The sequence below is a fragment of the Streptomyces sp. NPDC004539 genome (genome assembly GCF_040610055.1).
Classification (GTDB): Bacteria; Actinomycetota; Actinomycetes; order Streptomycetales; family Streptomycetaceae; genus Streptomyces.
Genome location: NZ_JBEXLS010000027.1, coordinates 118966 through 139302, shown reverse-complemented (window position 1 = coordinate 139302; position 20337 = coordinate 118966). Strand labels below are relative to the sequence as shown.

At 70.7% G+C, this 20337-nt stretch carries 27 protein-coding genes; 11 read left to right on the top strand and 16 right to left on the bottom strand.

Annotated features, from left to right (window positions below; all coding sequences use genetic code 11):
* Positions 1–23: 23 nt before the first annotated feature.
* The 4 genes from ABZX85_RS39990 to ABZX85_RS39975 form a co-directional block, all read right to left on the bottom strand.
* The gene (locus ABZX85_RS39990) at positions 24–785 is read right to left on the bottom strand and encodes an ABC transporter permease (protein ID WP_355880564.1); all 762 of its coding nucleotides are present in this window, start codon (positions 783–785) and stop codon (positions 24–26) included.
* The gene (locus ABZX85_RS39985; protein WP_355880561.1) at positions 782–1756 is read right to left on the bottom strand and encodes an ATP-binding cassette domain-containing protein; all 975 of its coding nucleotides are present in this window, start codon (positions 1754–1756) and stop codon (positions 782–784) included. Before ABZX85_RS39985 ends, ABZX85_RS39990 begins: the two co-directional genes overlap by 4 nt.
* Positions 1757–1857: 101 nt before the next feature.
* Positions 1858–2499: a PadR family transcriptional regulator gene (locus tag ABZX85_RS39980; RefSeq protein ID WP_355880558.1), complete on the bottom strand. Its 642-nt coding sequence runs from the start codon at positions 2497–2499 to the stop codon at positions 1858–1860.
* A gap of 18 nt (positions 2500–2517) precedes the next feature.
* On the bottom strand, positions 2518–3057 hold the full coding sequence (locus ABZX85_RS39975) for a DinB family protein (RefSeq protein WP_355880555.1): 540 nt from the start codon (positions 3055–3057) through the stop codon (positions 2518–2520).
* A gap of 188 nt (positions 3058–3245) precedes the next feature.
* Between ABZX85_RS39975 and ABZX85_RS39970 the strand changes: the two genes are divergently transcribed.
* Positions 3246–3614, top strand: a complete 369-nt coding sequence (locus tag ABZX85_RS39970) for a DUF6247 family protein (RefSeq protein WP_355880552.1) — start codon at positions 3246–3248, stop codon at positions 3612–3614.
* Positions 3611–3901, top strand: a complete 291-nt coding sequence (locus tag ABZX85_RS39965; protein WP_355880550.1) for a hypothetical protein — start codon at positions 3611–3613, stop codon at positions 3899–3901. Before ABZX85_RS39970 ends, ABZX85_RS39965 begins: the two co-directional genes overlap by 4 nt.
* 24 nt (positions 3902–3925) lie before the next feature.
* On the opposite strand, the gene ABZX85_RS39960 is transcribed toward ABZX85_RS39965, so the two are convergent.
* Positions 3926–4123 (bottom strand): DUF397 domain-containing protein, encoded by a 198-nt coding sequence (locus ABZX85_RS39960; RefSeq protein WP_355880547.1) that lies wholly within the window; start codon positions 4121–4123, stop codon positions 3926–3928.
* Positions 4116–4916, bottom strand: coding sequence for a helix-turn-helix transcriptional regulator (locus tag ABZX85_RS39955; RefSeq protein ID WP_355880545.1), 801 nt, complete (start codon positions 4914–4916; stop codon positions 4116–4118). The genes ABZX85_RS39960 and ABZX85_RS39955 overlap by 8 nt, the downstream gene beginning before the upstream one ends.
* A 108-nt stretch (positions 4917–5024) precedes the next feature.
* On the opposite strand from ABZX85_RS39955, the gene ABZX85_RS39950 reads away from it, so the two are divergent.
* Entirely contained in the window at positions 5025–5336 is a 312-nt protein-coding gene (locus ABZX85_RS39950; protein WP_355880543.1) for a hypothetical protein, read from the top strand.
* A 4-nt stretch (positions 5337–5340) separates the two neighbouring features.
* On the opposite strand, the gene ABZX85_RS39945 is transcribed toward ABZX85_RS39950, so the two are convergent.
* Positions 5341–6804 carry an aldehyde dehydrogenase family protein gene (locus ABZX85_RS39945; protein WP_355880541.1) on the bottom strand — a complete coding sequence of 488 codons (1464 nt, stop codon included), beginning with the start codon at positions 6802–6804 and terminating at the stop codon, positions 5341–5343.
* A 209-nt stretch (positions 6805–7013) separates the two neighbouring features.
* Positions 7014–7838 carry a helix-turn-helix transcriptional regulator gene (locus ABZX85_RS39940; protein ID WP_355880621.1) on the bottom strand — a complete coding sequence of 275 codons (825 nt, stop codon included), beginning with the start codon at positions 7836–7838 and terminating at the stop codon, positions 7014–7016.
* A gap of 375 nt (positions 7839–8213) precedes the next feature.
* Between ABZX85_RS39940 and ABZX85_RS39935 the strand changes: the two genes are divergently transcribed.
* Positions 8214–8702 (top strand): ATP-binding protein, encoded by a 489-nt coding sequence (locus ABZX85_RS39935; RefSeq protein WP_355880538.1) that lies wholly within the window; start codon positions 8214–8216, stop codon positions 8700–8702.
* A 95-nt stretch (positions 8703–8797) separates the two neighbouring features.
* Here the strand turns inward: ABZX85_RS39935 and ABZX85_RS39930 are convergent, their stop codons facing one another.
* From ABZX85_RS39930 to rpmG, 5 genes are all read right to left on the bottom strand, one after another.
* Positions 8798–9058 carry a DUF397 domain-containing protein gene (locus tag ABZX85_RS39930; protein WP_355880619.1) on the bottom strand — a complete coding sequence of 87 codons (261 nt, stop codon included), beginning with the start codon at positions 9056–9058 and terminating at the stop codon, positions 8798–8800.
* Between the two features lie 606 nt (positions 9059–9664).
* Positions 9665–9904 carry a 30S ribosomal protein S18 gene (gene rpsR / locus ABZX85_RS39925; protein ID WP_355880535.1) on the bottom strand — a complete coding sequence of 80 codons (240 nt, stop codon included), beginning with the start codon at positions 9902–9904 and terminating at the stop codon, positions 9665–9667.
* Entirely contained in the window at positions 9904–11199 is a 1296-nt protein-coding gene (locus ABZX85_RS39920) for a GTP-binding protein (RefSeq protein ID WP_355880533.1), read from the bottom strand. The genes rpsR and ABZX85_RS39920 overlap by 1 nt, the downstream gene beginning before the upstream one ends.
* Positions 11196–11450: a type B 50S ribosomal protein L31 gene (locus ABZX85_RS39915; RefSeq protein WP_355880531.1), complete on the bottom strand. Its 255-nt coding sequence runs from the start codon at positions 11448–11450 to the stop codon at positions 11196–11198. The genes ABZX85_RS39920 and ABZX85_RS39915 overlap by 4 nt, the downstream gene beginning before the upstream one ends.
* Before the next feature lie 4 nt (positions 11451–11454).
* Positions 11455–11619, bottom strand: coding sequence for a 50S ribosomal protein L33 (gene rpmG / locus ABZX85_RS39910; RefSeq protein ID WP_003999141.1), 165 nt, complete (start codon positions 11617–11619; stop codon positions 11455–11457).
* Positions 11620–11681: 62 nt separating this feature from the next.
* On the opposite strand from rpmG, the gene rpmB reads away from it, so the two are divergent.
* From rpmB to ABZX85_RS39890, 4 genes are all read left to right on the top strand, one after another.
* A complete protein-coding gene (gene rpmB, locus ABZX85_RS39905; RefSeq protein ID WP_055721790.1) occupies positions 11682–11918 on the top strand; it encodes a 50S ribosomal protein L28 in 237 nt (78 codons plus the stop codon).
* Positions 11918–12223: a 30S ribosomal protein S14 gene (rpsN, locus tag ABZX85_RS39900; protein WP_355880527.1), complete on the top strand. Its 306-nt coding sequence runs from the start codon at positions 11918–11920 to the stop codon at positions 12221–12223. The genes rpmB and rpsN overlap by 1 nt, the downstream gene beginning before the upstream one ends.
* A 122-nt stretch (positions 12224–12345) precedes the next feature.
* Entirely contained in the window at positions 12346–12789 is a 444-nt protein-coding gene (locus ABZX85_RS39895; protein WP_355880525.1) for a hypothetical protein, read from the top strand.
* 46 nt (positions 12790–12835) lie between these two features.
* Positions 12836–13384 (top strand): DUF4232 domain-containing protein, encoded by a 549-nt coding sequence (locus tag ABZX85_RS39890; protein ID WP_355880522.1) that lies wholly within the window; start codon positions 12836–12838, stop codon positions 13382–13384.
* A gap of 161 nt (positions 13385–13545) precedes the next feature.
* On the opposite strand, the gene ABZX85_RS39885 is transcribed toward ABZX85_RS39890, so the two are convergent.
* Complete coding sequence (locus ABZX85_RS39885; protein ID WP_355880520.1) at positions 13546–14658, bottom strand: DUF2786 domain-containing protein; 1113 nt, start codon at positions 14656–14658, stop codon at positions 13546–13548.
* Positions 14659–14781: 123 nt separating this feature from the next.
* Here ABZX85_RS39885 and ABZX85_RS39880 point away from each other — a divergent pair, with 123 nt between their 5' ends.
* The 3 genes from ABZX85_RS39880 to ABZX85_RS39870 all read left to right on the top strand — a co-directional run bounded on the left by ABZX85_RS39880 (position 14782) and on the right by ABZX85_RS39870 (position 18364).
* Positions 14782–15501, top strand: a complete 720-nt coding sequence (locus ABZX85_RS39880) for a Clp protease N-terminal domain-containing protein (RefSeq protein WP_355880517.1) — start codon at positions 14782–14784, stop codon at positions 15499–15501.
* Positions 15502–15947: 446 nt separating this feature from the next.
* Positions 15948–16325, top strand: a complete 378-nt coding sequence (locus ABZX85_RS39875; protein ID WP_355880514.1) for a hypothetical protein — start codon at positions 15948–15950, stop codon at positions 16323–16325.
* 344 nt (positions 16326–16669) lie between these two features.
* A complete protein-coding gene (locus ABZX85_RS39870; RefSeq protein WP_355880511.1) occupies positions 16670–18364 on the top strand; it encodes a bifunctional 3'-5' exonuclease/DNA polymerase in 1695 nt (564 codons plus the stop codon).
* A gap of 70 nt (positions 18365–18434) precedes the next feature.
* On the opposite strand, the gene ABZX85_RS39865 is transcribed toward ABZX85_RS39870, so the two are convergent.
* Together ABZX85_RS39865 and ABZX85_RS39860 are read right to left on the bottom strand one after the other, a co-directional pair.
* Positions 18435–19325 (bottom strand): glycosyltransferase, encoded by an 891-nt coding sequence (locus tag ABZX85_RS39865; protein ID WP_355880509.1) that lies wholly within the window; start codon positions 19323–19325, stop codon positions 18435–18437.
* Positions 19326–19623: 298 nt separating this feature from the next.
* Complete coding sequence (locus ABZX85_RS39860) at positions 19624–20094, bottom strand: hypothetical protein (RefSeq protein ID WP_355880506.1); 471 nt, start codon at positions 20092–20094, stop codon at positions 19624–19626.
* Between the last annotated feature and the right edge of the window lie 243 nt (positions 20095–20337).

Sequence of the window (20337 nt, the reverse complement as noted above, 5' to 3'; positions counted from 1 at the left end):
CGCCCTCTCGCCGAACCGGCGGCTCACCCGCTCAGTCGGCCGAACCTCCGTACCGCCAGCGGGAAGAACACCGCGAGGAGGCCCACCGGCCACGCCACGGCCGTCCAGAGGTGGTCCGCGTGCGCGTCGGGGGCGCCGAAGAGGTCGCGGACCGCTGTGGCCGTCTGGGACATGGGGTTCCAGTCGACGACCGTGCCGAGCCAGCCGGGCATGGCCTCGGGGGTGGCGAGGGCGTTGGAGAGGAAGCCGACGGGCCAGACGAGGATCTGGACGGCCTGGACCATCTCGGGCTTGCCGGCGACGAGGGCGAGGTGGATGCCGATCCAGAGCATCGCGAAGCGGAAGAGGAGCAGGAGGGAGAGGGCGGTGAGGAAGGCGACGGGCGTGGTGTCGGGGCGCCAGCCGAGCGCGAGGCCCACGGCGAGGAGGCAGCCGAGTCCGATCGCCGAGCTGAGCATGTCGGCGCACGCGCGCCCGACGAGGACGGCGCCGTCGGCCATCGGCAGCGAGCGGAACCGGTCGACGACCCCCTTCTCGAGGTCCCGGGTCACCGCGACCATCGTGTTCTCCAGCCCGAACGCCATGGTCAGCGCGAGCATCCCGGGCAGGAGGTAGTCGAGGTAGTCGCCGGTCACCCCCCGCCCGCCGCCCATCAGATAGCCGAACATCAGCAGCAGCATCACCGGGAAGAGCAGCCCGGAGACGAGCCGGCCGGGTTGCCGTGCCCAGTGGGCGAGTTCACGGCGGGTCATGGTCCAGGAGTCGGTCAGGGCGTACCCGGTCACGCGGCGACCTCCGTGTGCGCGGCGGCGGTACCCGTCGCGTCCGTCTTCGTACCCGTGATGTGCAGGAACACCTCGTCCAGCGTCGGCCTGCGCAGTGCGATGTCCTCCGCCTCTATCCCGGCGTCCTCCAGCACGCGTACGACCCCGGCGAGCGCGCCCATCCGGTCGGTCACCGGGGCGCTGAGCAGCCGGCGGTCCGCGTCGACGGTGAGGCCGGGCAGCCGCAACAGGGCGACGGCGTCGCCGAGTCGACTGCTGTCGCGCAGGACGACGTCGATCCGGTCGCCTCCCGTGGACGTCTTGAGCTCGTCGGCGGTGCCCTCCGCGACGACCCGGCCCGTGTCGACGACGGAGATGCGGTGGGCGAGCTGGTCGGCCTCCTCCAGGTACTGGGTGGTGAGGAGGACGGTCGTGCCGGCGTCGACGAGGGAGCGGACGGAGGCCCAGACCTCGGAGCGGCCCCGGGGGTCGAGGCCGGTGGTGGGCTCGTCGAGGTAGAGCACCTCGGGTTCGGTGACGAGCGAGGCGGCGAGGTCGAGGCGGCGGCGCATGCCCCCGCTGTACGCCTGGACGGGCTTGCGGCCGGTGTCGGTGAGGTCGAAGCGGGCGAGGAGTTCGGCGGCGCGTTCGCGGGCGCGGCGCGCGCCGAGGTGGTGCAGGCGGGCGAACATCTCCAGGTTCTGCCGGCCGTCCAATTCCTCGTCGAGAGCCGCGTGTTGACCGAGGAGGCCGATGCGGCGGCGGACCTCGCGGGGGTGTCGTACGACGTCGTGGCCCGCGACCTCGACGTGGCCGGAGTCGGGGCGCAGGAGGGTGGCGAGGACGCGGACGAGGGTGGTCTTGCCGGCGCCGTTGGGGCCGAGGATCGCGTGGACGCGGCCTCGGGCGACGGTGAGGTCGAGGCCGTCGAGGGCGGGTTTTCCGCCGTACGCCTTGCGGGCTTCGGTGACGGTGATGGCTGGGTCGGCCATGAGCGCTCCCCTTATTAGTCAAAGTTGACTAGCTGGCGGGGTCGAAGGTAGCCCTCGCGGGGCGATTGGTCAAACTTGATCAGTGAAGAGCCGCAGCCGGGTCAGCGGTTGTCGCCCGGGTGCCGCTCCCCCGTCGCGTACGGGTTCTCCTGGCCCTCGGCGAGCACGCCCACGAACGGCTTGCCCTCCCCCGCGAACGTGTACGCGCCGCCCTCGATCCGGCCGATCAGCCCCCGCGTCCACGCGGCCTCGGCGTCCGCCGCGTGGACCCAGGAGTTCATGATCTCGCCGATGTGACCGAGCTGTTCAGGGCCGTCCTCGGGGACGTAGTACTCCGTCACGGACGTCCGCCAGCGCTCGATGCGCCGGACGCGCTCCTCCAGGAGGGCGACGACCTCGGCCCTCGGGAGGTCCACCATCCCGCCGATCGCCGCGGATTTGACGTCCGTCTTCTGGTCGTACGAGGTGAGTGCCTCGCGGAGCAGGCGGAGGTACTCCTCGGTGCCGGCGGCGGTGATCTCGTACTCGGTACGCGGGGGGCCGCCGGCCGTCGAGGGGGCGATCTCGTGCTCGTGCAGGAAGCCCTGTTTCGCCAACTGCCGCAGGGCGTGGTAGATCGAGCCGGGTTTCGCGTTGGACCACTCGTGCGCGCCCCAGTACTCCAGGTCGCCGCGGACCTGGTAGCCGTGGGCCCGGCCGTGCTGACGCACCGCGTTCAGCACGAGGAGGCGGATCGCTGACATGCGGTCCAGGTTATGGGGTCAGCTTTTCGCCGCGAGCTCGACCAGCTCGAACGCGGTCTTCCCGTCCAGCGATTCCCGTACGACGTCGGCGTGCCCGGCGTGCCGCGCGGTCTCCCTGATCAGGTGCAGCATCACCCACCGCAGCGAGACGCGGCCCTCCGGCGGGAACCACGGCTGGTCGGGCAGCGCGAAGGTCTGGTCGAGGCTCTCGGCGCCCCTGATGAACGCCTCCGTCTCGGCGGCGACCTTCTCCCAGTAGGCGAGCTGGCTCTCCACGGTCTCGTCCCCCACCAGCACGAAACACTCGTGCCAGTTCGAGAACTCCCTGTGCACGGCCGGCTCCTCCCCCTTCGCCCGCGCGATCCAGCTCTGCTCCACCTCGGCGACATGCTTCACGAGCCCCCCGAGCGACAGCTCACTCGCACTCGGCTTCGCCGCCGCCTGCTCCGCCGTCAGCCCCAGCACCGACCTGCGGATACCGCCACGCTGCTCATCGAGAAACGCGATCAGCGCACCGCGCTCGTCGCCGGGGGCCTCTGCGGGGACGTGCATGACCATGGGACTGCCTTTCGTCGGGCGGGTCGGGGTGACGTCTTCGACGGTACGGGGAATGTAGGTCAGGTTCTGTCCGCGATGAGCGTCCGATCCGAGACCGCGCATGTGTCTGCGATCGCCTGCCCGGACGAGTACCGTCGGGGAACAACGGCCACCCGGCACCAACCGCCTCACCTGAGGAGTACGACCACATGAGTGCGCAGCAGGAAGAGCCGCCGGTCGCTGTGCTGCCCCAGCCTCCGATGACCCGCGAGGCGCTCCGCGCGGCGGTCCGGCAACTGGACCTGACGAAACTCCCTGAGTTCGACCGCGATCTGGGCCAGGCGTTCGACCAGGCCGTGCAGCTCTCCTCCACCACTCCCATGCGGCTCTTCCTGGAGAAGTGGGCCACCCTCGTCGCGATCCTCCGCCATCCTGACCGGGCGCGTCGGCTGCTGGCGGCGGAGAAAGCGCTGGCCGACCCCAGCATTTCGAACGACGCGTTCCGGGCGGCCCGGGAAACCGTCGCGTCCGTCCTCGCTCTCGCTTCCCGCGAGGTGCTGGGCGGGTCCACCCCATGAACGTACGCGGTGAGGGCGTCGAGGACGAGTCGACCGGGTGGGCCTGGGAATTCGACCCCGGCGCGGAATGGGTCCTCGGTGAGATGAAGGAGCCGGATCAGGAGGCGGTCCGCGTCATGGCCTCCGCACTCGCCGATCTCGCCGCGGCCGGCCTCACGGTGGACGGGCTCCTCGCGGACGACCCGAACCCGCTGCGTCTGCGGACGTACTCCAGCGGGCTGATCATGCTCTGGTATCAGGTGGTGCCGTACCGGAAGCGCGTGTATGTCCCGCGGGTCAATCTGTAGGACATCGCGCCGACGGGCAAGCGGTCAGGGGTGGAGCGAGGAGTTCCTGACGGCCTCGATGAACGGGGTCCAGGCGGTGGGGGTGAGGAGGAGGGTGGGGGCGTGGGGGGCGGTTTTGGAGTCGCGGACGGGGACGGAGGTGGGGTGACCGTCGAGGACTTCGAGGCAGCTGCCGCCGTGATCGTCGCTGTACGAAGACTTACGCCAGGTGCGGTCATTCACGGTGGTCGTACTCCCTTGCAGTGGCCCTCAACAGAGCCAGTGACTCCTTGAGCGGCAACGCATCACTCAACGCGCGGTCGTAGCGATGTTGCCACTTCTGGACCACGGATGGGGAATCGTGCAGCCTTCCGGACACACCGCCTTCGCTGTACGCGAGCGGCGGTTGGTCCTCGAACCACATGAGCGCGAGCATGCTGCTCATCAGCGGGTGCCGACCTGCCGCGAACGGCAGCACGTGGGCCCGAATCCGCTCAGCCTCCGCGAGATCCACGACGTGCCTGATTTGTTCCGCCATGACGTCCCCGCCGGCCACCGGGCGCCGCAGCAGGGTCTCGTCGAGGAGCGCCCAGAACACCGGGGTTGTCGGGTTCTCGAACAGCCTGGCACGCTCAAGGCGTGTGACAAGGAGCTTGTCACGCCGCTCCTCAGCGAGCGGCGGGAACGCTCCGCCCAGCACCGCCCGCGCATACCTCTCCGTCTGCAACAGCCCCGGAAAATACGCCAACCCGAACTCCCGGATCTGCACCGCCTGTTGCTCCAGCACCAGTACCGCGCTGAAGTAGTCGGCGACCGCCTCCTCCTCCCGTCCGGGCCGGAAGAGAATCAGCGCCCCCTGCATCCGGAGGACCCGGTCCAGGCGCCGCGCGTCCTCGTCCGACGGGACCCTCCGGCCCGCCTCGATGTGCGCGATGTGCGTGCGGGTCATGATGGCCTCGCCCGCCACCTGCTGCTGCGTCAGCCCCAGCTCCTCGCGGCGCTCCTTGATCCACTGGCCGTATGTCTTCGTATCCATGGATTCGCCCCCTTCCGTGACAGAAAACAGGTCACCGCCTTTTGACTGGCGAGGCTAGCCCTCCAGACCGCACAGTGTGACCAGTTCGCCACAGAAAGCGAGGCCCCCATGTCCGACGACCTCACCCCCCGCCCCCGGCTCCTCCCCTGGGCCAACGACTACAACAAGCCCTGCTATCTCGTCACCGGCAGCAGGCCAGGGTATGTCTCGCGGCTGGCGGACCGTGTCGAGGCCGCGCAACTCGACATGGCCGACGGGCTGTTGGAGCACGCTGAGGACCTGGTGGACGACGAGAAGACGACGCCGGACCAGTTGAGGTTTCTCGTCGCGCGGATGGGCGAGGCGTTGACGGACGTGTGCCGGATCGCCGTGAGTCGGGGGGAGCGGATTCCCGGACCCCCCGAAGACGACGACAACTGAGCGGTCAGAAGGGGAACTTGCTCCGGCCCCGCTGGACGGAGATCCACTTCAGGGTCGTGAACGCGTCCAGGGTCGGTTCGCCGTTGAGGCGGCCTATTCCGGAGTGCTTCTCACCGCCGAAGGGGATCAGCGGCTCGTCGTGGATCGTGCCGTCGTTGACGTGGAACATCCCCGTGTCGATGCGCTTGGCGAACATCACGCCCCGCTCGACATCGGCCGTGTGGACGGCGCCGCTCAGCCCGTACGGAGAGTCGTTGACGATCCGGATCGCCTCCTCCTCCCCGTCGAAGGGGACCAGCAGCGCGACGGGGCCGAAAATCTCCTTGTGCAGGAGCGCCGAGTGGCTCGGGACGTCCGTCAACACCGAGGGTTCCACGAGGTTGTTGGTGGTCTCACCCCGGACCAGGACCGTCGCCCCCTCGGCCACCGCCTGGTCCACCGCCGCCGTCACCGCGTTCGCCTGAAGGGAGTTGATGACCGGACCGATGACCGTCTGGGGGTCACTGGGGTCACCGGTCTTGAGCGTCTTCACCTTCGCGACGAACTTCTCCGTGAACTCTGCGGCGACCGACCGGTCGACCAGCACCCGGTTCGCGGCCATGCAGACCTGGCCCTGGTCGACGTACCGGCTGAACACCGCCGCGTCCACCGCGTAGTCGATGTCCGCGTCGTCCAGCACGACGAGCGCGCTGTTCCCGCCCAACTCCAGGACCGTCCGCTTGAGTTGAGCCGCGCAGACGGTCGCGATGTGGCGGCCGATCTTGTCGGAGCCGGTGAAGGAGATGACCTTGGGGACGGGGTGCTCGATGAACGCGTCACCGATCTCGGCGATGTCCGTCAGGACGACGTTGAGCAGCCCGGCCGGCAGCCCCGCGTCCTCGAAGAACTTGGCGATGAGCGTGCCGCCGACGATCGGCGTCTCCTGATGCGGCTTCAGCACCACCGCGTTGCCGAGGGCGAGCGCCGAGGCGACCGGCTTGATCGACAGCAGGAAGGGGAAGTTGAAGGGGCTGATGACGCCCACGACCCCAACTGGCTCCCGGTAGAGGCGGTTCTCCTTGCCCTCGATGGGCGACGGCAGCAGCCGGCCTTCGAGGCGAAGCGTCAACTGGGCGGCCTCGCGCAGGAATTCCTTCGCGAGGCCGATCTCGAACCGGGCCTTGAGATGCGTGCCGCCGAGTTCGGAGACGATGAAGTCGGTGATCAACTGCTCGCGGTCCTCGACGAGTCGCAGGACGCGTTCGAAGATGTCACGCCGGGTGTAGGGGTTGGTCACGGCCCATTCGCGCTGCGCGCGCTCGGCCGCCCGGTACGCCTGATCGACCTCGTCGATCGTCGCGATGGTGATCGACGCGAGCTTGACACCGTCGTACGGATTGACGTCGATGATGTCCCACGAGCCGGTGCCCGTGCGCCACTCGCCGTCGATGAACTGCCGTGCCAGGTCGGTGAAGTCGGAGGACGACATGTGACCCCAATCCCTTGCCGCCGAAGCAGTGGAGGCAGACCCCCGCGATCCGTCTCCGAACAGCCGTTCAAGCTGATCACACGTCATCGTACTGACGAATGCGGGCCGTTGGAGTAGACGTTGTTCAACAGGCAAGCAACCACGCCGTGTTTATAGGGTTTTCCCTATCGCACGGAGGGTGTTGCCGAAAGGTTCAACTGACATGCGTGTTACGAGAGTTGCAGCAGTCCGCGCAGCAGGTCCCGGCTCTCGGCGGGCGACGGGCTGTCGTCCTGAAGTTCTCGCAGAACCTGCTCGTACTGCGCGACGTCCTCACGTTTGTCGAGGTACAGGGCGCTGGTGAGCTGCTCCAGGTAGACGACGTCCGAGAGGTCGGACTCCGGGAAGCTGAGGATGCTGAAGGCGCCGGACTCCGCGGCGTGCCCGCCGTAGCTGAACGGCATCACCTGGAGGCGGATGTTGGGCCGTTCGGAGAAGTCGATGAGGTGCTGGAGCTGGCCGCGCATCACCTCGCGGTCGCCGTAGGGGCGGCGCAGGCCGGCCTCGTCCAGGACGATGTGGACGTCGGGCGGGTTCTCGGAGACGAGGTACTTCTGCCGCTCCAGGCGCAGCGCGACCCGGCGGTCGATGTCGGCGACGGAGGCGTTCTTCATGCCGCGGGCGACCACGGCGTGCGCGTACGCCTCGGTCTGGAGGAGCCCGGGCACGAACTGGACCTCGTAGGAGCGGATCAGGGAGGCGGCGCCTTCGAGGCCGACGTAGGTGGGGAACCAGGACGGCAGGACGTCGGAGTAGCTGTGCCACCACCCGGCGACGTTCGCCTCGCGGGCAAGGCCGACGAGGGCGGCACGCTCGGTGTCGTCCGTGATGCCGTACAGCGTCAGCAGGTCCTCGACGTCGCGCGTCTTGAAGCTCACCCGGCCCAGCTCCATCCGACTGATCTTGGACTCGGAGGCGCGGATCGAGTAGCCCGCGGCCTCGCGTGTGATGCCGCGCGACTCACGCAGCCGCCTGAGTTGCGAGCCGAGCAGCATGCGTCGCACCACCGATCCGGGCTCTCCCGCGCTCACGTTCGCCAGCCTCCCCAACCGTCTCCAGGGGCCGAAGTCTGCCACTAAATCACTCCGAGCAGTACTCACCTGATTACAGAGACGGAAAGAAGCCAATGCTTACGCACGGGACCCCGCAAGGGAAGAGGGGAGGGAAAGCAAGGTTGGCAGGAGGGATGTGTGAGAAGTTGGCGGAAAAAATGACCAAGAACCCCCACGGGCGACTCATTTCGGTCACGTGCACGTGCATCTGCCCTTGCATCCGCCGGTCGCATCCGAAACCATGGTCTCGCGCCACCGCTGCATCGCAACGACCGCGAATTCCCGGGAGTGCCTCGCATGGGGACGAATGGATCGACCATGCTCAAGCCATTACGGCAGGGCCTTCCGCCACTGGACCCCGCGGCCGTGTCCAACGCCGCGTCCTGCGCGCTGCCCGCCCGCCTCGAAGCGGTGCGCGAGGCACGGCAGTTCACCCGGCGCACCCTCGGACAGTGGGACGTCGGCGACCGTTTCGACGACATCTGTCTCGTCGTCTCCGAACTGGTCACCAACGCCCTGCGGCACGGACTGCCGTCCCCCCAGGCCGAGTCGAACGGCTCGGGCGACCACCAGCCGCCCGTGCGGCTGCACTTGATGCGGTGGACCGGGCGGCTCGTGTGCGCGGTACGCGATCCCGGGCGGACGACGCCGGAGGCGCGCGAGACCGACGACTACTCGGCGGAGTCCGGCCGCGGACTCTTCCTGGTCGACTCCTTCGCCGACAGCTGGGGCTGGCACCCGCTGGCCGGCGCGCTCGGCGGCAAGGTGGTGTGGGCCCTGTTCGGGCTCGGCACACCCACCGAGTGACAGCTCCATGAGTACGGCCCCTGGTGCGCGAGTTCTACGCGCGTCACGGGGCCGTCGTCTGCCGAGGCGGCCGTTCTCGTCCGGAACGGCCGCGCTCAGCCCACGATCAGGTGGTCGAACTCGCCGTCCTTGACGCCGAGGAGCATGGCCTCGATCTCCGCGCGCGTGTAGACCAGCGCCGGGCCGTCCGGGAAGCGCGAGTTGCGTACCGCGACGTCGCCGCCCGGCAGCCGCGCGAACTCCACGCAGTTCCCCTGCGAGTTGCTGTGCCTGCTCTTCTGCCAGGCCACCCCGTGCAACTGCGTGGCCGCCATGCCGTTGTGCACTCCCCCGCCGCCGTCCATGCCGCTGTACATGCCGCGTCCCCCGTCAACGTCGTGGTCCACAGGTCGCTCCCTGGTGGTGCACTGGCTCATGCGGCCATTGATGCAGTGGTCAACTGTCCGGATCATAACTCCGTTCATGTGCAGGTGCATGAGCAGATGCACGTGCACGCGGCGTGCCGTCGCGGTTACAGGTTTTGACGCACGTTTTACCGAGCGCGTTCCAGGGCCCTCGCGGCCCACTTGATCCCCCGTACACAGCCCGTGCCAGAAAGCCCGTGCATCTACACAGACGCACGGGGCGGTTCAGGTGTTCCTGTCTTCAACCGATTGGTCCAGTCCGGTTGTTGGCCGGATCGGGTCCGTCCGGCGGACCGGGGGCGTCCACTTGCGGCACCATACGGCTCCGCACCCGGGAAAAGGGGTGCGGTTGAGGTGCGGACGTGGTGCGGGTGCTGTGTGGACCGACGCGGGGTACGGCCGTTGCCGGGGGCCCGGGTCGGGCGGTCGGCGCAGGGGTTACGGGGCTGTTCAGGCGCCGGTGCCAGGGGTGTCGTACCCGGGAATGACGCGAGGGGCGGGCGGCTCGACGGGACAACTCCCGTAAGCCGCCCGCCCCTTGGGCGGTCGTGCCGGAGGCTATTTCGACGCCGCGTACGGCAGGAGGGCCATCTCGCGGGCGTTCTTGATCGCCTTCGACAGGGCGCGCTGCTGCTGCGCGGTGACGCGGGTGACCCGGCGGCTGCGGATCTTGCCGCGGTCCGAGATGAACTTCCGGAGCAGGTCGGTGTCCTTGTAGTCGATGTACGTGATCTTCGCCTGGTCCAGCGGGTTGGGGCGGGACTTCGGGGGCTTGCGGTCGAACTTGCGGGGCGGCATCAGATCTCCAGGAGGGTGTCGAAGGCGGGGGGCAGGTGTTTCCAGGCGGTGCGGCCCGCCGCGTACTCGGCGTCCGTCAACAGGCAGTGCTCCAGGAGGCGTTCGAGGCCGTCGCGGTCCAGGCCGGGCGAGGTGAACACCAAGTGCTGGCAGCAGTCGCCGTGTTCGGGGTGCCAGTCCAGCGCGGCGGCTGCCCTGCGGACCGGCGGGACCATCTCCCAGGCGGCGTCGGGGAGGGACGCGAGCCAGGGGCCTGCGGCCTCTACGCAGAGGGCTCCGCCGGCGGCGTCCCAGTGGAGGAGGACGTCCGGCTTGTCCGCCAGCCAGAAACGGCCCCTGCTGCGGGCCGCCGCGCAGGTCAGGTCCTCCAGGGCGTCGTACAGGCGCTCCGGGTGGAAGGGGCGGGATCTGTGCCAGACGAAGGTGGAGACGCCGTGGTTGTCGGCTTCCGCGGGGAGGAGGGCGCAGGCGGGGTGTTGGGCCGCTGCGGCGGCTTCCACGTCGAATCCGGCGAGGGCTGCGCGGGCGAGGGGGGTGGGGGGTGCGTTTTCGGGTGCGGGTGCGTTGTGGTCGTTCGCGCAGTTCCCCGCGCCCCTAAAGGCGTTCGTGTCATCCGCGTTCAACAGCAAGGCGTCCCAGTCCAGTTCCACCTCCGGACCCAGCCTCAGCTCTTCCGCGCCCGCCAGGTCCCCTACTAGGTGGCCGCCCGACACGGGGACCTGGCGGGCAGTCGGGTGGAGTTGGGTGAGCAACTCGCGGTCTTCGTCGTCGGCTTCGGGGGAGTCGAGGATCGCCAGGACGGGGGCGTACTCCAGTTGGCGGGCGAAGGTGTCCGCGACCGTGCGCTGGTCGGTGGGGGCGGCGGCGAGGCCGCGTTCCGCGAGGTCGTCGCCGTTGCCGAGGTAGGGGAGGAGGAGGGCGGGGTCGACGGCCGTGATGACGCCCGTCACGGTCAGGCCGCCCGCCGCGACGACCTCCGCCATCGCCTTCGGTTCGACGGAGTCCCAGAGTTCGACGATCGCCAGGGGCGTCGTCCCCGCGTCCGCGAGGCGGCGGAGTTCCGGGACGAGGTCCTCGCGCAGGGCGCAGCAGGCGCAGTCGTTGGAGAGGGGGGCCTCGCCGGCGGAGAGGAGGCCGGTCGCGTCGTGGATCGTACGAACGACCGTGCCGGCGACGGCGGTTGCGAGGTCGTGGTGGAGGACGACGCTCCCCGGGACGTCCGCGAGGAGCTGGGCGACCGTCGCCCTGCGGGCCGCGGTGTGCAGCCCGCCGACGATCACGACGGACAGGCTCACGCGCCGGCCCGCTTCCCGTACCGCTTCTCGAAGCGCTCGACGCGGCCGGCCGTGTCCAGGACGCGGGCCGTGCCGGTGTAGAAGGGGTGGCTGACATTGGAGATCTCGACGTCCACGACCGGGTAGGTGTGGCCGTCCTCCCACTCGACCGTCTTCTCGCTCGTCATCGTCGAGCGGGTCAGGAAGGCGTAGTTCGCGGCACGGTCACGGAAGACGACGGGCCCGTACGCCGGGTGGATTCCCTTACGCATGGTTCTAGCGCTCCTCTCGGAAGTCGACGTGGCGGCCGACGACCGGGTCGTACTTGCGCAGGGTCATACGGTCCGGGTCGTTGCGGCGGTTCTTGCGGGTCACGTAGGTGTAGCCGGTCCCCGCCGTGGAGCGGAGCTTGATGACCGGGCGGAGTTCGTTGCGTGCCATGCTGGTATCTTACTGAAAATGAATTCCATTAGCGACAGTCGATCGAGAGAGGTAGGTCACTCATGTCGGCGCACTGCATGCTGACCGGGGCGCAGCCGGGGTTCGGGAATCGCATCTCGCACTCGCACCGGCGCACTTCGCGGCGGTTCGACCCCAACATCCAGTCGAAGCGGTACTGGCTGCCCAGCGAAGGGCGGTACGTGCGGCTGCGGTTGAGCACGAAGGGGATCAAGACGGTCGACACCATCGGGGTCGAGGCCGCTGTCGCCCGGATTCGGGCTCGGGGGGTGCGGGTCTGATGGCGAAAAAGAGCAAGATCGCGGCGAACGACCGGCGCCAGGAGATCGTGGCCCGATACGCCGAGCGGCGGGCCGAGTTGAAGGAGATCCTCCGGCGGCCGTCGTCGTCGGAGGAGGAACGGGCCGCCGCCCAGCGGGAGTTGGGACGGCAGCCGCGGGACGCGAGCGCGACGCGGGTGCGGAACCGGGATCAGGTGGACGGGCGGCCCCGGGGGTATTTCCGGGCGTTCGGGCTGTCCCGGGTGAGTCTGCGGGAGCAGGCGCACGCGGGGTATCTGCCGGGGGTCCGCAAGAGTTCCTGGTAACTGGGCGAACTCACAGTCGGGGCTTGGGTCCCGCCTGCGGCACTGCTGGTAGCTTGCCGTCGTTCTCGGGCTTCTAGCGCTTGGAGTGTGCCGTGCGTTCGGTGGGGCTGTCTGGGGTTGGCGTGCTGGTGGGGGTCGTCGTGCTGGCCGGGTGCAGCGGTGAGGGGGACTCCTCGCCCTCGCCCAGCCCTACGACGGCCTCCGCAAGCGCGTCTGCAAGTGCAGGTGCATCCGCGTCGCCGTCGGCCTCCGCCACCCCGCTCGCCGGGAGCTGGCTCGGCACCGGGGGCGGGCAGGCCGTCGTCCTGATGGTCGAGGGCGGGAAGGCGTCGCTGTACGCGACCGGTGGGACCGTGTGCAACGGGACGGCCGGGGAGGAGGCCGGGATGCAGATGATCCATCTGACATGCCTCGCCGGGAAGAAGGACCGGACGACCGGGATGGTCGACTCCGTAGACGCGGAGAAACTGGTCGTGACCTGGACGGGAAGTGTGGGCAAGGAGACCTACACCAAGGCGGACGGGGCCGTACTGCCGTCCGGTGTGCCGACCGGGGCTCTCGGGTAGGGGATGATCCCCCTGGGTATCGTCACTCGTTCCTAGGGATCAGTTCATGCGCGCCGTTCCGCTCCGCCTCAGCGTCGCCGCTCTCTCCGCGGCCCTTCTGCTCTCCGCGTGTTCCGGGGGCGGTGACGACTCGGACGACAAGAGCGCCGACAGCGGTACGACGCCGTCCGCGTCCGCCGGGGGCGGGTCGACCTGCGCCGTCGACAAGCTGGACACGCAGGCCGGGGCCGTCAACGCGGCGCCGGGTGCCGGGGACAGCGGAAACGTCACCTTCACCATCACCAACACCGGCGCGGAGTGCTCCCTCGCCGGCTTCCCCAAGGTCCAGCTGAAGGCGGACGGCGCCGCCGTCGCCGTACCGCAGGACCCTGCGGCCGTCGCCCAGGCGGTGACGCTGCCCGAGCAGGGGACCGCCTCCTTCACGATCACCTACACCCGCGGCGACGGCGACAAGGCGATCAAGGCGACGAAGCTGGAGTTCGGGCTCGCCGAGGGGGCGGGCAAGGAGTTCGACTGGTCGTACGGGGATGTCGTCCTCAAGGACGAGAAGACCCCGGACGCGACTGTCAGCGGGTTCCAGCAGGCTGGGGACTGAGGGGGCGCTGGGCGCGGCCGGGGCCGGGGGTCGGGGCCGCGCGACCGGGGGCCGTGCGAAGGCGCGGGTACAAGACGGCGGCCGTGACCGGGGGCCGGGGCTGGACCGGCCCGGTCGGCTCGGTCGGCTCGCTCGGCCCGGTGGTGTGCCTGCGCCGGGGTTCAGCGTTCCGGCAAGCGGGGGCGGTTGCCCACGGTCGCTCGGTCGGCCGCCTCCGCGCCCTCCACCCAGCCCGCCTCGTCGGTGACGCCTCGGAGGCGGGTGGTCGTGGTGTGGGGGAAGAGGTGGTCCATGGTGTGGGTGACGGCGACGTCGCGGGTGGCGAGGACGGGGAGGTAGTCCTCCGGGAGCTGGGTGCGGGTCGCCTCCGTCAGGCGGGTGCCCATGCGGTGGGCGTAGGCCGCGAGGAAGGACTGCCGGAACGTTTTCGTACGTTTGCGGCCACCCGCCCGCTGCGCCGCCTCCGCACGCGTCATCGCCGTCTGGGCCTGGATCAGCAGCGAGGTGTAGAGCAGCTCGACCGCCTCCAGATCGGCCTCGAAGCCGACGACCGTGGAAAAGCAGAAAGGTTCGTTCCAGACGGCCTTGCAGTGGTTCGCGTCGGCCACCGCGTCCAGGAGGACCGCCTTGGCCTGCTCGTACGGCGGCTCGACGCCGATCCGGCAGGCGCCGGGGGCGTCCGGGGCCGGGGCGGCGGCGTCCAGGAGGGCCTCGTCCACGCTGTGGCGGGCCATCAGCTCCTGCGCCTTCGCGGTGAGCGCCTCCGCCTCCTGCGGGTACGTCGTCGCCTCAGCCTTCGCGAGGAGCGCGCGGATACGGGTGAGCGTGCGGTCCGTGCCGGCTCGCGCGGGCCTGCGGGGTTCGTCCAGGGGCTCCAGCGTGGGCAGGCGCAGGAGGAGGCGGTACAGCTCCAGGAGGGCCGTGGCCCGGGTGAAGCGGTCCGCGCGGGACGGGGGGTCCGTGGGGAGGGCGTCCAGCTGGGCGCGCCAGCGGGGGCCTCGCGCGCGGTCGTTCTTCGCCTGGGCGCGGATCAGGGCGGCGAGGTGGTGGACGTGAGGGTCGTCCAGGTCGCGCCGGGTGAGCCGGACGAGGTCGGCGGGCTGCCAGCCGCGTCGCCAGGCCGTCGCGGTGAACTCCTCGCCCTTGGCCTGGAGTTCGGGGTCCGTGGTGGGGTCGGCGGCGAGGAGGGAGGCGGCGGTGTCGAGGGTGGCGTCGGTGGTGTCGTACAGGGCCGTCTTGAGGGCTCGGGCGACCGTGGGGTGGGGCTGGCTCACGGAGTGATGGTGTCACGCGCGCGGGAGGGGGGTTTCGGGGTGCTGATCGGGCACGCACGCGTGGAGGGTCGTTTTTGTCAACTCGGGGTTGACGGTCGAGGGGTGTCAACCTACGGTTGACGCATGTCTCAGTCCGAGCACATCACGTCGTCCGTACGCCTCGACGACCTCATCAGCGCCATCAAGAAGGTCCACCCCGCACCGCTGGACCAGCTCCAGGACGCCGTCCTCGCCGGGGAGCACCTCGGGGACGTCGCCGACCATCTGATCGGCCACTTCGTCGACCAGGCGCGGCGCTCCGGCGCGTCCTGGACCGACATCGGCCGCAGCATGGGGGTCACCCGGCAGGCCGCGCAGAAGCGGTTCGTCCTCAAGGACTCCGGGGACCCGGAGATCGACTTCAGCCGCCTCACACCCCGCGCGCGGAACGTCCTCGTCGCGGCCGACACGGAGGCCAAGAACGCCGGTTCCCCGGAGACGCTCCCCGCACACCTCATCCTCGGCCTCCTCGCGGAACCGGAGGGGATCGCGGCAAAGGCCCTCATCGCGCGGGGCGCCCCCCTGGACGCCGTCCGCACCGCCGCCCTCGCCGCGCTCCCCCCGGCCGCCACCTCCCCCGACCCCCTCCCCTACAGCCCCGCCGGCAAGAAGACCCTCGAACTCACCTTCCGCGAGGCCCTCCGCCTCGGCCACAACTACATCGGCACCGAACACCTCCTCCTGGCCCTCCTGGAACAGGAGAACGGCGAGGGCGTCCTGAGCGGGCTGGGCCTCACGAAGGAGGGGGTCGAGGAGTTCGTGCGGGAGGTGTTGGCGGCGGTGACGGTTCAGAAGCAGGGGTGAGGGGGGGTTGGTCCGGGGCCGAGGAGCGGTCCGGGGCCGAGGGGGCGGTCCGGGGCCGAGGGGCGTTCCGGGGCGGGCTGGTTCGGGGCGGGGGTCCAGGTCAGGCAGTCGGGCAGCGGGCGGCCGGGCGGCGCGGATCGGGAAGCGGGGGTATCGCCGGCCCGGTGTCGCGGATCAGGGGGCGAGGGGATCGCCGACCCCGCTGTCACGGATCAGGAGGCGTACGGGGTTGTCGTCGACCCGCGCGCGGGTGCCTCCAACACCGGCGGGACTCGCGGCGGACGGCACATCTGCCGCCGCCCCGCGCCCGGGTCACCTTCGGGGCACACCACCCTGGCCACCTCCGACGCCGACCGCGCCGCCCCGGCCACCTCACCGCGGCTCCCGCGCGGGTCACCTCGCCAGGCCCCCCGCCCTCCGAATCCGCTCATGGGATCGTCGTACCCGTGACCGAGTCCTGGGTGATCGCCGACGACAGCCCCGCCCCCCTCCCCTTCGAGGCAGTCCCGGAGGCACTCCGCTCGCGCATCGCCCTCGGGCACCTCGAAACGTGGCTCACCAGCTCCTCCGGCCGCTCCCTCGCCTTCGTGACGAACACCGAGCGCGCGATGGTCGTCCTCCTCGAAGGCCCCGACGACCCCGGCGAACACGCCGTGACCCCGGACACCGAGGGCACCAGCGACGGCTTCACCCTCTCGAACGGACAGGTCGACGAGTACCCGGACGAGGACACCGTCCCCATCGAGGAGGCGCTCCGGCTCGTGCGGCATGTCGTGGAGACAGGGACCTGGCCGATGGACGGGCGTTGGGTGACCGATCGCTGAGGGGGCCGCCGGGCCCGGCCGTCCGCAGCACAACCCGATCAGTGACGGCGAGCCGAATCACGAGAGAGCACGCGCAACGGCCACCGTCGCCGCCCAACCCGCCGACCACCCGCAGCCAGCACCACACCCACCCCACCCACCCCACCCAACCCGCTACAACCCCCACCCGGCATCAAAGCCCCACCCCAGCCCCCCTCCCCCGCCCGCCCAACACGCACTGACGCCCCCCCTGACTCCCCGCCCCCTGAACCGGCCTCGGGCCTCCGGCCCGAAATGCTCACAGCCTTTTGCCCAACTTACGCACGATTAGGGCCGCTGTCAGTCCCCCCTGGCACACTCGGGACATGAGCGAGCGATGGGCGATGGTGTCGAGTGAGGGAGGAGGTGTGGAGGTCGCGCCTCTCGGGGATGGCGGAGGGCTGGCGGGGGACGTCGTGCGGGAGGCGAGCGCGGTGGAGGCCGTGAGGAAGAGGGGGACGGTCGGGAGGTGGGTCTGGCGGAGCAGTGCGGAGACGTACGCCCCGCTCGTGACCGCCGGCGCCCGGGTGGACCGCTGCTACGACATCGAGATCGCCGAGAACCTCCTCCTGGGCCACGAGGGAAGATTCGGCGCCCCCCGCTCCGCCTGGGCGGCCCTCGCCCGCCTGCGCGGCACCGCCGTCCCGCCCGACCCGCCGACGAGGGCGGTCGACCCCGGCGGCCAGCCCTCCCTGTTCGAGCCGAGGGACGCCCGCGCGAGGCTGTCGATCGAGGAGCTCGTGGAGGTGTACGGCGAGCAGCTGCGGCGGCATGAGCGAGCCGAACACCCCGCGAGGATGCGCCTGTTGACGGCGGCGGAGTCGGCGGGGACGCTCGTCGCCGGAGAGATGAACGCGGCGGGACTGCCGTGGCGGGCGGACGTCCACCGCGAGGTCCTCCAGGAGCTGCTGGGCGAGCGGTACGCCGGCGGCGGCGAACCCCGCCGCCTGGCCGAACTCGCGGACGAGGTGTCGACCGCGTTCGGCCGCCGCGTCCGCCCCGACCTCCCCGCCGACGTCGTCAAGGCGTTCGCGCAGGCCGGCATCAAGGTGAAGTCGACCCGCCGCTGGGAGATCGAGACCATCGACCACCCCGCGGTGGAGCCCCTGATCGCCTACAAGAAGCTGTACCGCATCTGGGTGGCGCACGGCTGGAGCTGGCTCCAGGACTGGGTCCGGGACGGCCGTTTCCGCCCGGAGTTCCTCGCGGGCGGCACCGTCACGGGCCGCTGGGTGACCAACGGCGGGGGCGGCCTCCAGATCCCCAAGGTGATCCGGCGCGCGGTGGTCGCGGACCCCGGCTGGCGCCTGGTCGTGGCGGACGCGGACCAGATGGAGCCCAGGGTCCTCGCCGCGATCTCCCGCGACCCGGGGCTGATGGAGGTCGCGGGCCGGGCGAGCGACCTCTACCAGGCCGTCTCGGACCGCGCGTTCTCCGGCGACCGTGACCAGGCCAAGCTCGCCGTCCTCGGCGCGGTCTACGGCCAGACCTCGGGCGACGGCCTCAAGAACCTCGCGGCCCTGCGCCGCCGCTTCCCGCGCGCGGTGGAGTACGTCGACGAGGCGGCCCGCGCGGGCGAGGAGGGCCGGCTTGTGCGGACCTGGCTCGGCCGCACCTGCCCGCCCGCGGTGACCTCGGGGGACGCGGACGAGGAGGCGGGCATCCCGGTCGACGCGCCGGAGGGCGAGGAGTCGCCGTCGGCCTGGGTGCCGGGGTACGCGTCGAGCAACGCGCGCGCGAGGGGCCGGTTCACGCGGAACTTCGTCGTGCAGGGCAGCGCGGCGGACTGGGCGCTGCTGATGCTGGCCGCGCTGCGGCAGGCGTGCGCGGGGATGGCGGCGGAGCTGGTGTTCTTCCAGCACGACGAGGTGATCGTGCACTGTCCGGAGGGGGAGGCCGAGGCGGTCGTCCGGGCGATCGGTGAGGCGTCGGAGACGGCCGCGCGGCTGACGTTCGGGGAGACGCCGGTGCGGTTTCCGTTCACTACGGCGGTGGTGGAGTGTTATGCCGACGCCAAGTGAAATTTTTAACCGAGCCTCAAACAATGCCCAAGCCTCAAAACGTGACCGAGCCTCGAACAATGACCGCGTCTCAGATGATCGGCGGGCGGCCCAGGCGGGTCAGTTTCCACACCGTCCGCCAGCGCATCGGCCGCCGGGGTCCGCCCGACTGCCGGACCCCTTCGGCGAACCCCGCGAACCAGGCGCGCAGGCCCGCCACCGAGCGGGTGCGCAGGAGGGTGACCGCGATCCAGATGCCCAGGTGGAGGGGGATCAGCGGGAGGGGGAGGTTGCGGCGGACGAGCCAGACGCGGTTGCGGGCGGTGACCCTGTAGTAGATCGCGTGCCGCGCGGGGGACGTCTTGGGGTGCTGGAGGAGCAGCTCGGGCGCGTACAGGATCTTCCAGCCCGCGTCGGTCGCCCGCCACGCGAGGTCGGTCTCCTCGTGGGCGAAGAAGAACTCCGCGGGCCAGTCGCCGGTCTGCGCGAGCATCCGCATGCTGAGCGCGTGGCCGCCGCCGAGGAATCCGGTGACGTAACCGCCCTCCATCGGGTCCGTCCGCCCCGGGCGCGGGACGTGCCGGCGCGCGGTCTCGCCGTTCTCGTCCGCGATCCGGAAGCCGACGATGCCGAGCCGGTCGTCCGCCGCGTACAGATCGCGGACGCCGCGCAGGGTGTCGGGGTCGGGGAGGAGACCGTCGTCGTCCAGATCGACCACGACGTCGACGTCGCCGTACTCCCGGAGCTTCGCCAGGGCCTCGTTGCGGCCACCCGGGCAGCCCAGGTTCTCGTCCAGTTCGATGAGCGTGACCTCACCCGGAAGAGCGAGCCGGTCCGTGAACTCCGGCAGCCGGCAGCCGTTCCCGACGATCACGATCCGCGCGGGCGCCAGGCTCTGCTTCGCCACGGACTCCAACAGGGCGTCGACCTCGTCCGGCCGGTTTCCCATCGTCACCACGGCGACCGCGATCCTCGGCTCCACTACGGCTCCACTCCCTGTCGGCGTCCCTGTGTCCGGCAGCCGCGGTCCTCCACGGCCACCACCGGGCAGGCGCCCCCACCGTCACCGGCGCCCACCGTTCACCAAGATGTTGCCTCACGGGACCGCGTTGTCGAACGAGCGGCTTGCTTTGCCTCGTTTTTGCCCGAGTTGGCCGACCGGGCCCCTGACCACCCCCTCTCCTCAGCCGGAACGACCACCCCCGGCGCCCCTCACCCCGCCCCTCACGGCCGCGGTTTCTCCGGATCGCGCACCGCCCCGATGTGCCGCACGCGCCCCCTCACCCCGTCGCCGTGCCCCCACCCCCCAACGCCTCCCGCGCCACCTCGACGAACCTCTCCTTCACGCCCTGAAGCTCGTCCGGCGACGCATGCCGCCGCAGAGCCGCGGAGATCGCCTCGGCGGCGGCGACCACCTCCGGGGGCCCTTCGAGGAGGACCGCGCCGAGGGTGCGCTGGAAGTGGGCGGGGTCACCGGGGTCGCCCACGCCCGAGCGCTCCGTGAGGACCCTCGTCTCCACCGCCGCGAGGAACTCCGCGTAGACGCGCCGCCGTTCGGCGAGCGCACGCTGGCCGGCCTCCGCCCGGACGGTGATCCGTACGGATTCCAGGAGCGCGTCGGCCTGCCGCTCACCGGCGTGGCGGGCGGCCTCGGCCTGGCGGATGCCGGCGCCGCGCGCGTACCAGCCGGTGACGATGCTGCCCGCGACCGCCGAACCGGCGGCTATCAGGGCGACTCCCCATTCGCTCATGCGGTCATCCTTCCCGATCTTCCGGCACGCACGCGAGGGTTACGATCGACTCATGTCCCCGGCCCCGCAGGACCCCCGAAAACCGGCCCCCACCTGCGCAAACGCCGTACACACCAGCCCTCCCACCGGTAGACTGGACAATCCCGGCGACGGGCGACGGGCGACGGGCGACGGGCGACGGGCGACGGGCGACGGGCGACGGGCGACGGGCGACGGGCGACGGGCGACGGGCGACGGGCGACG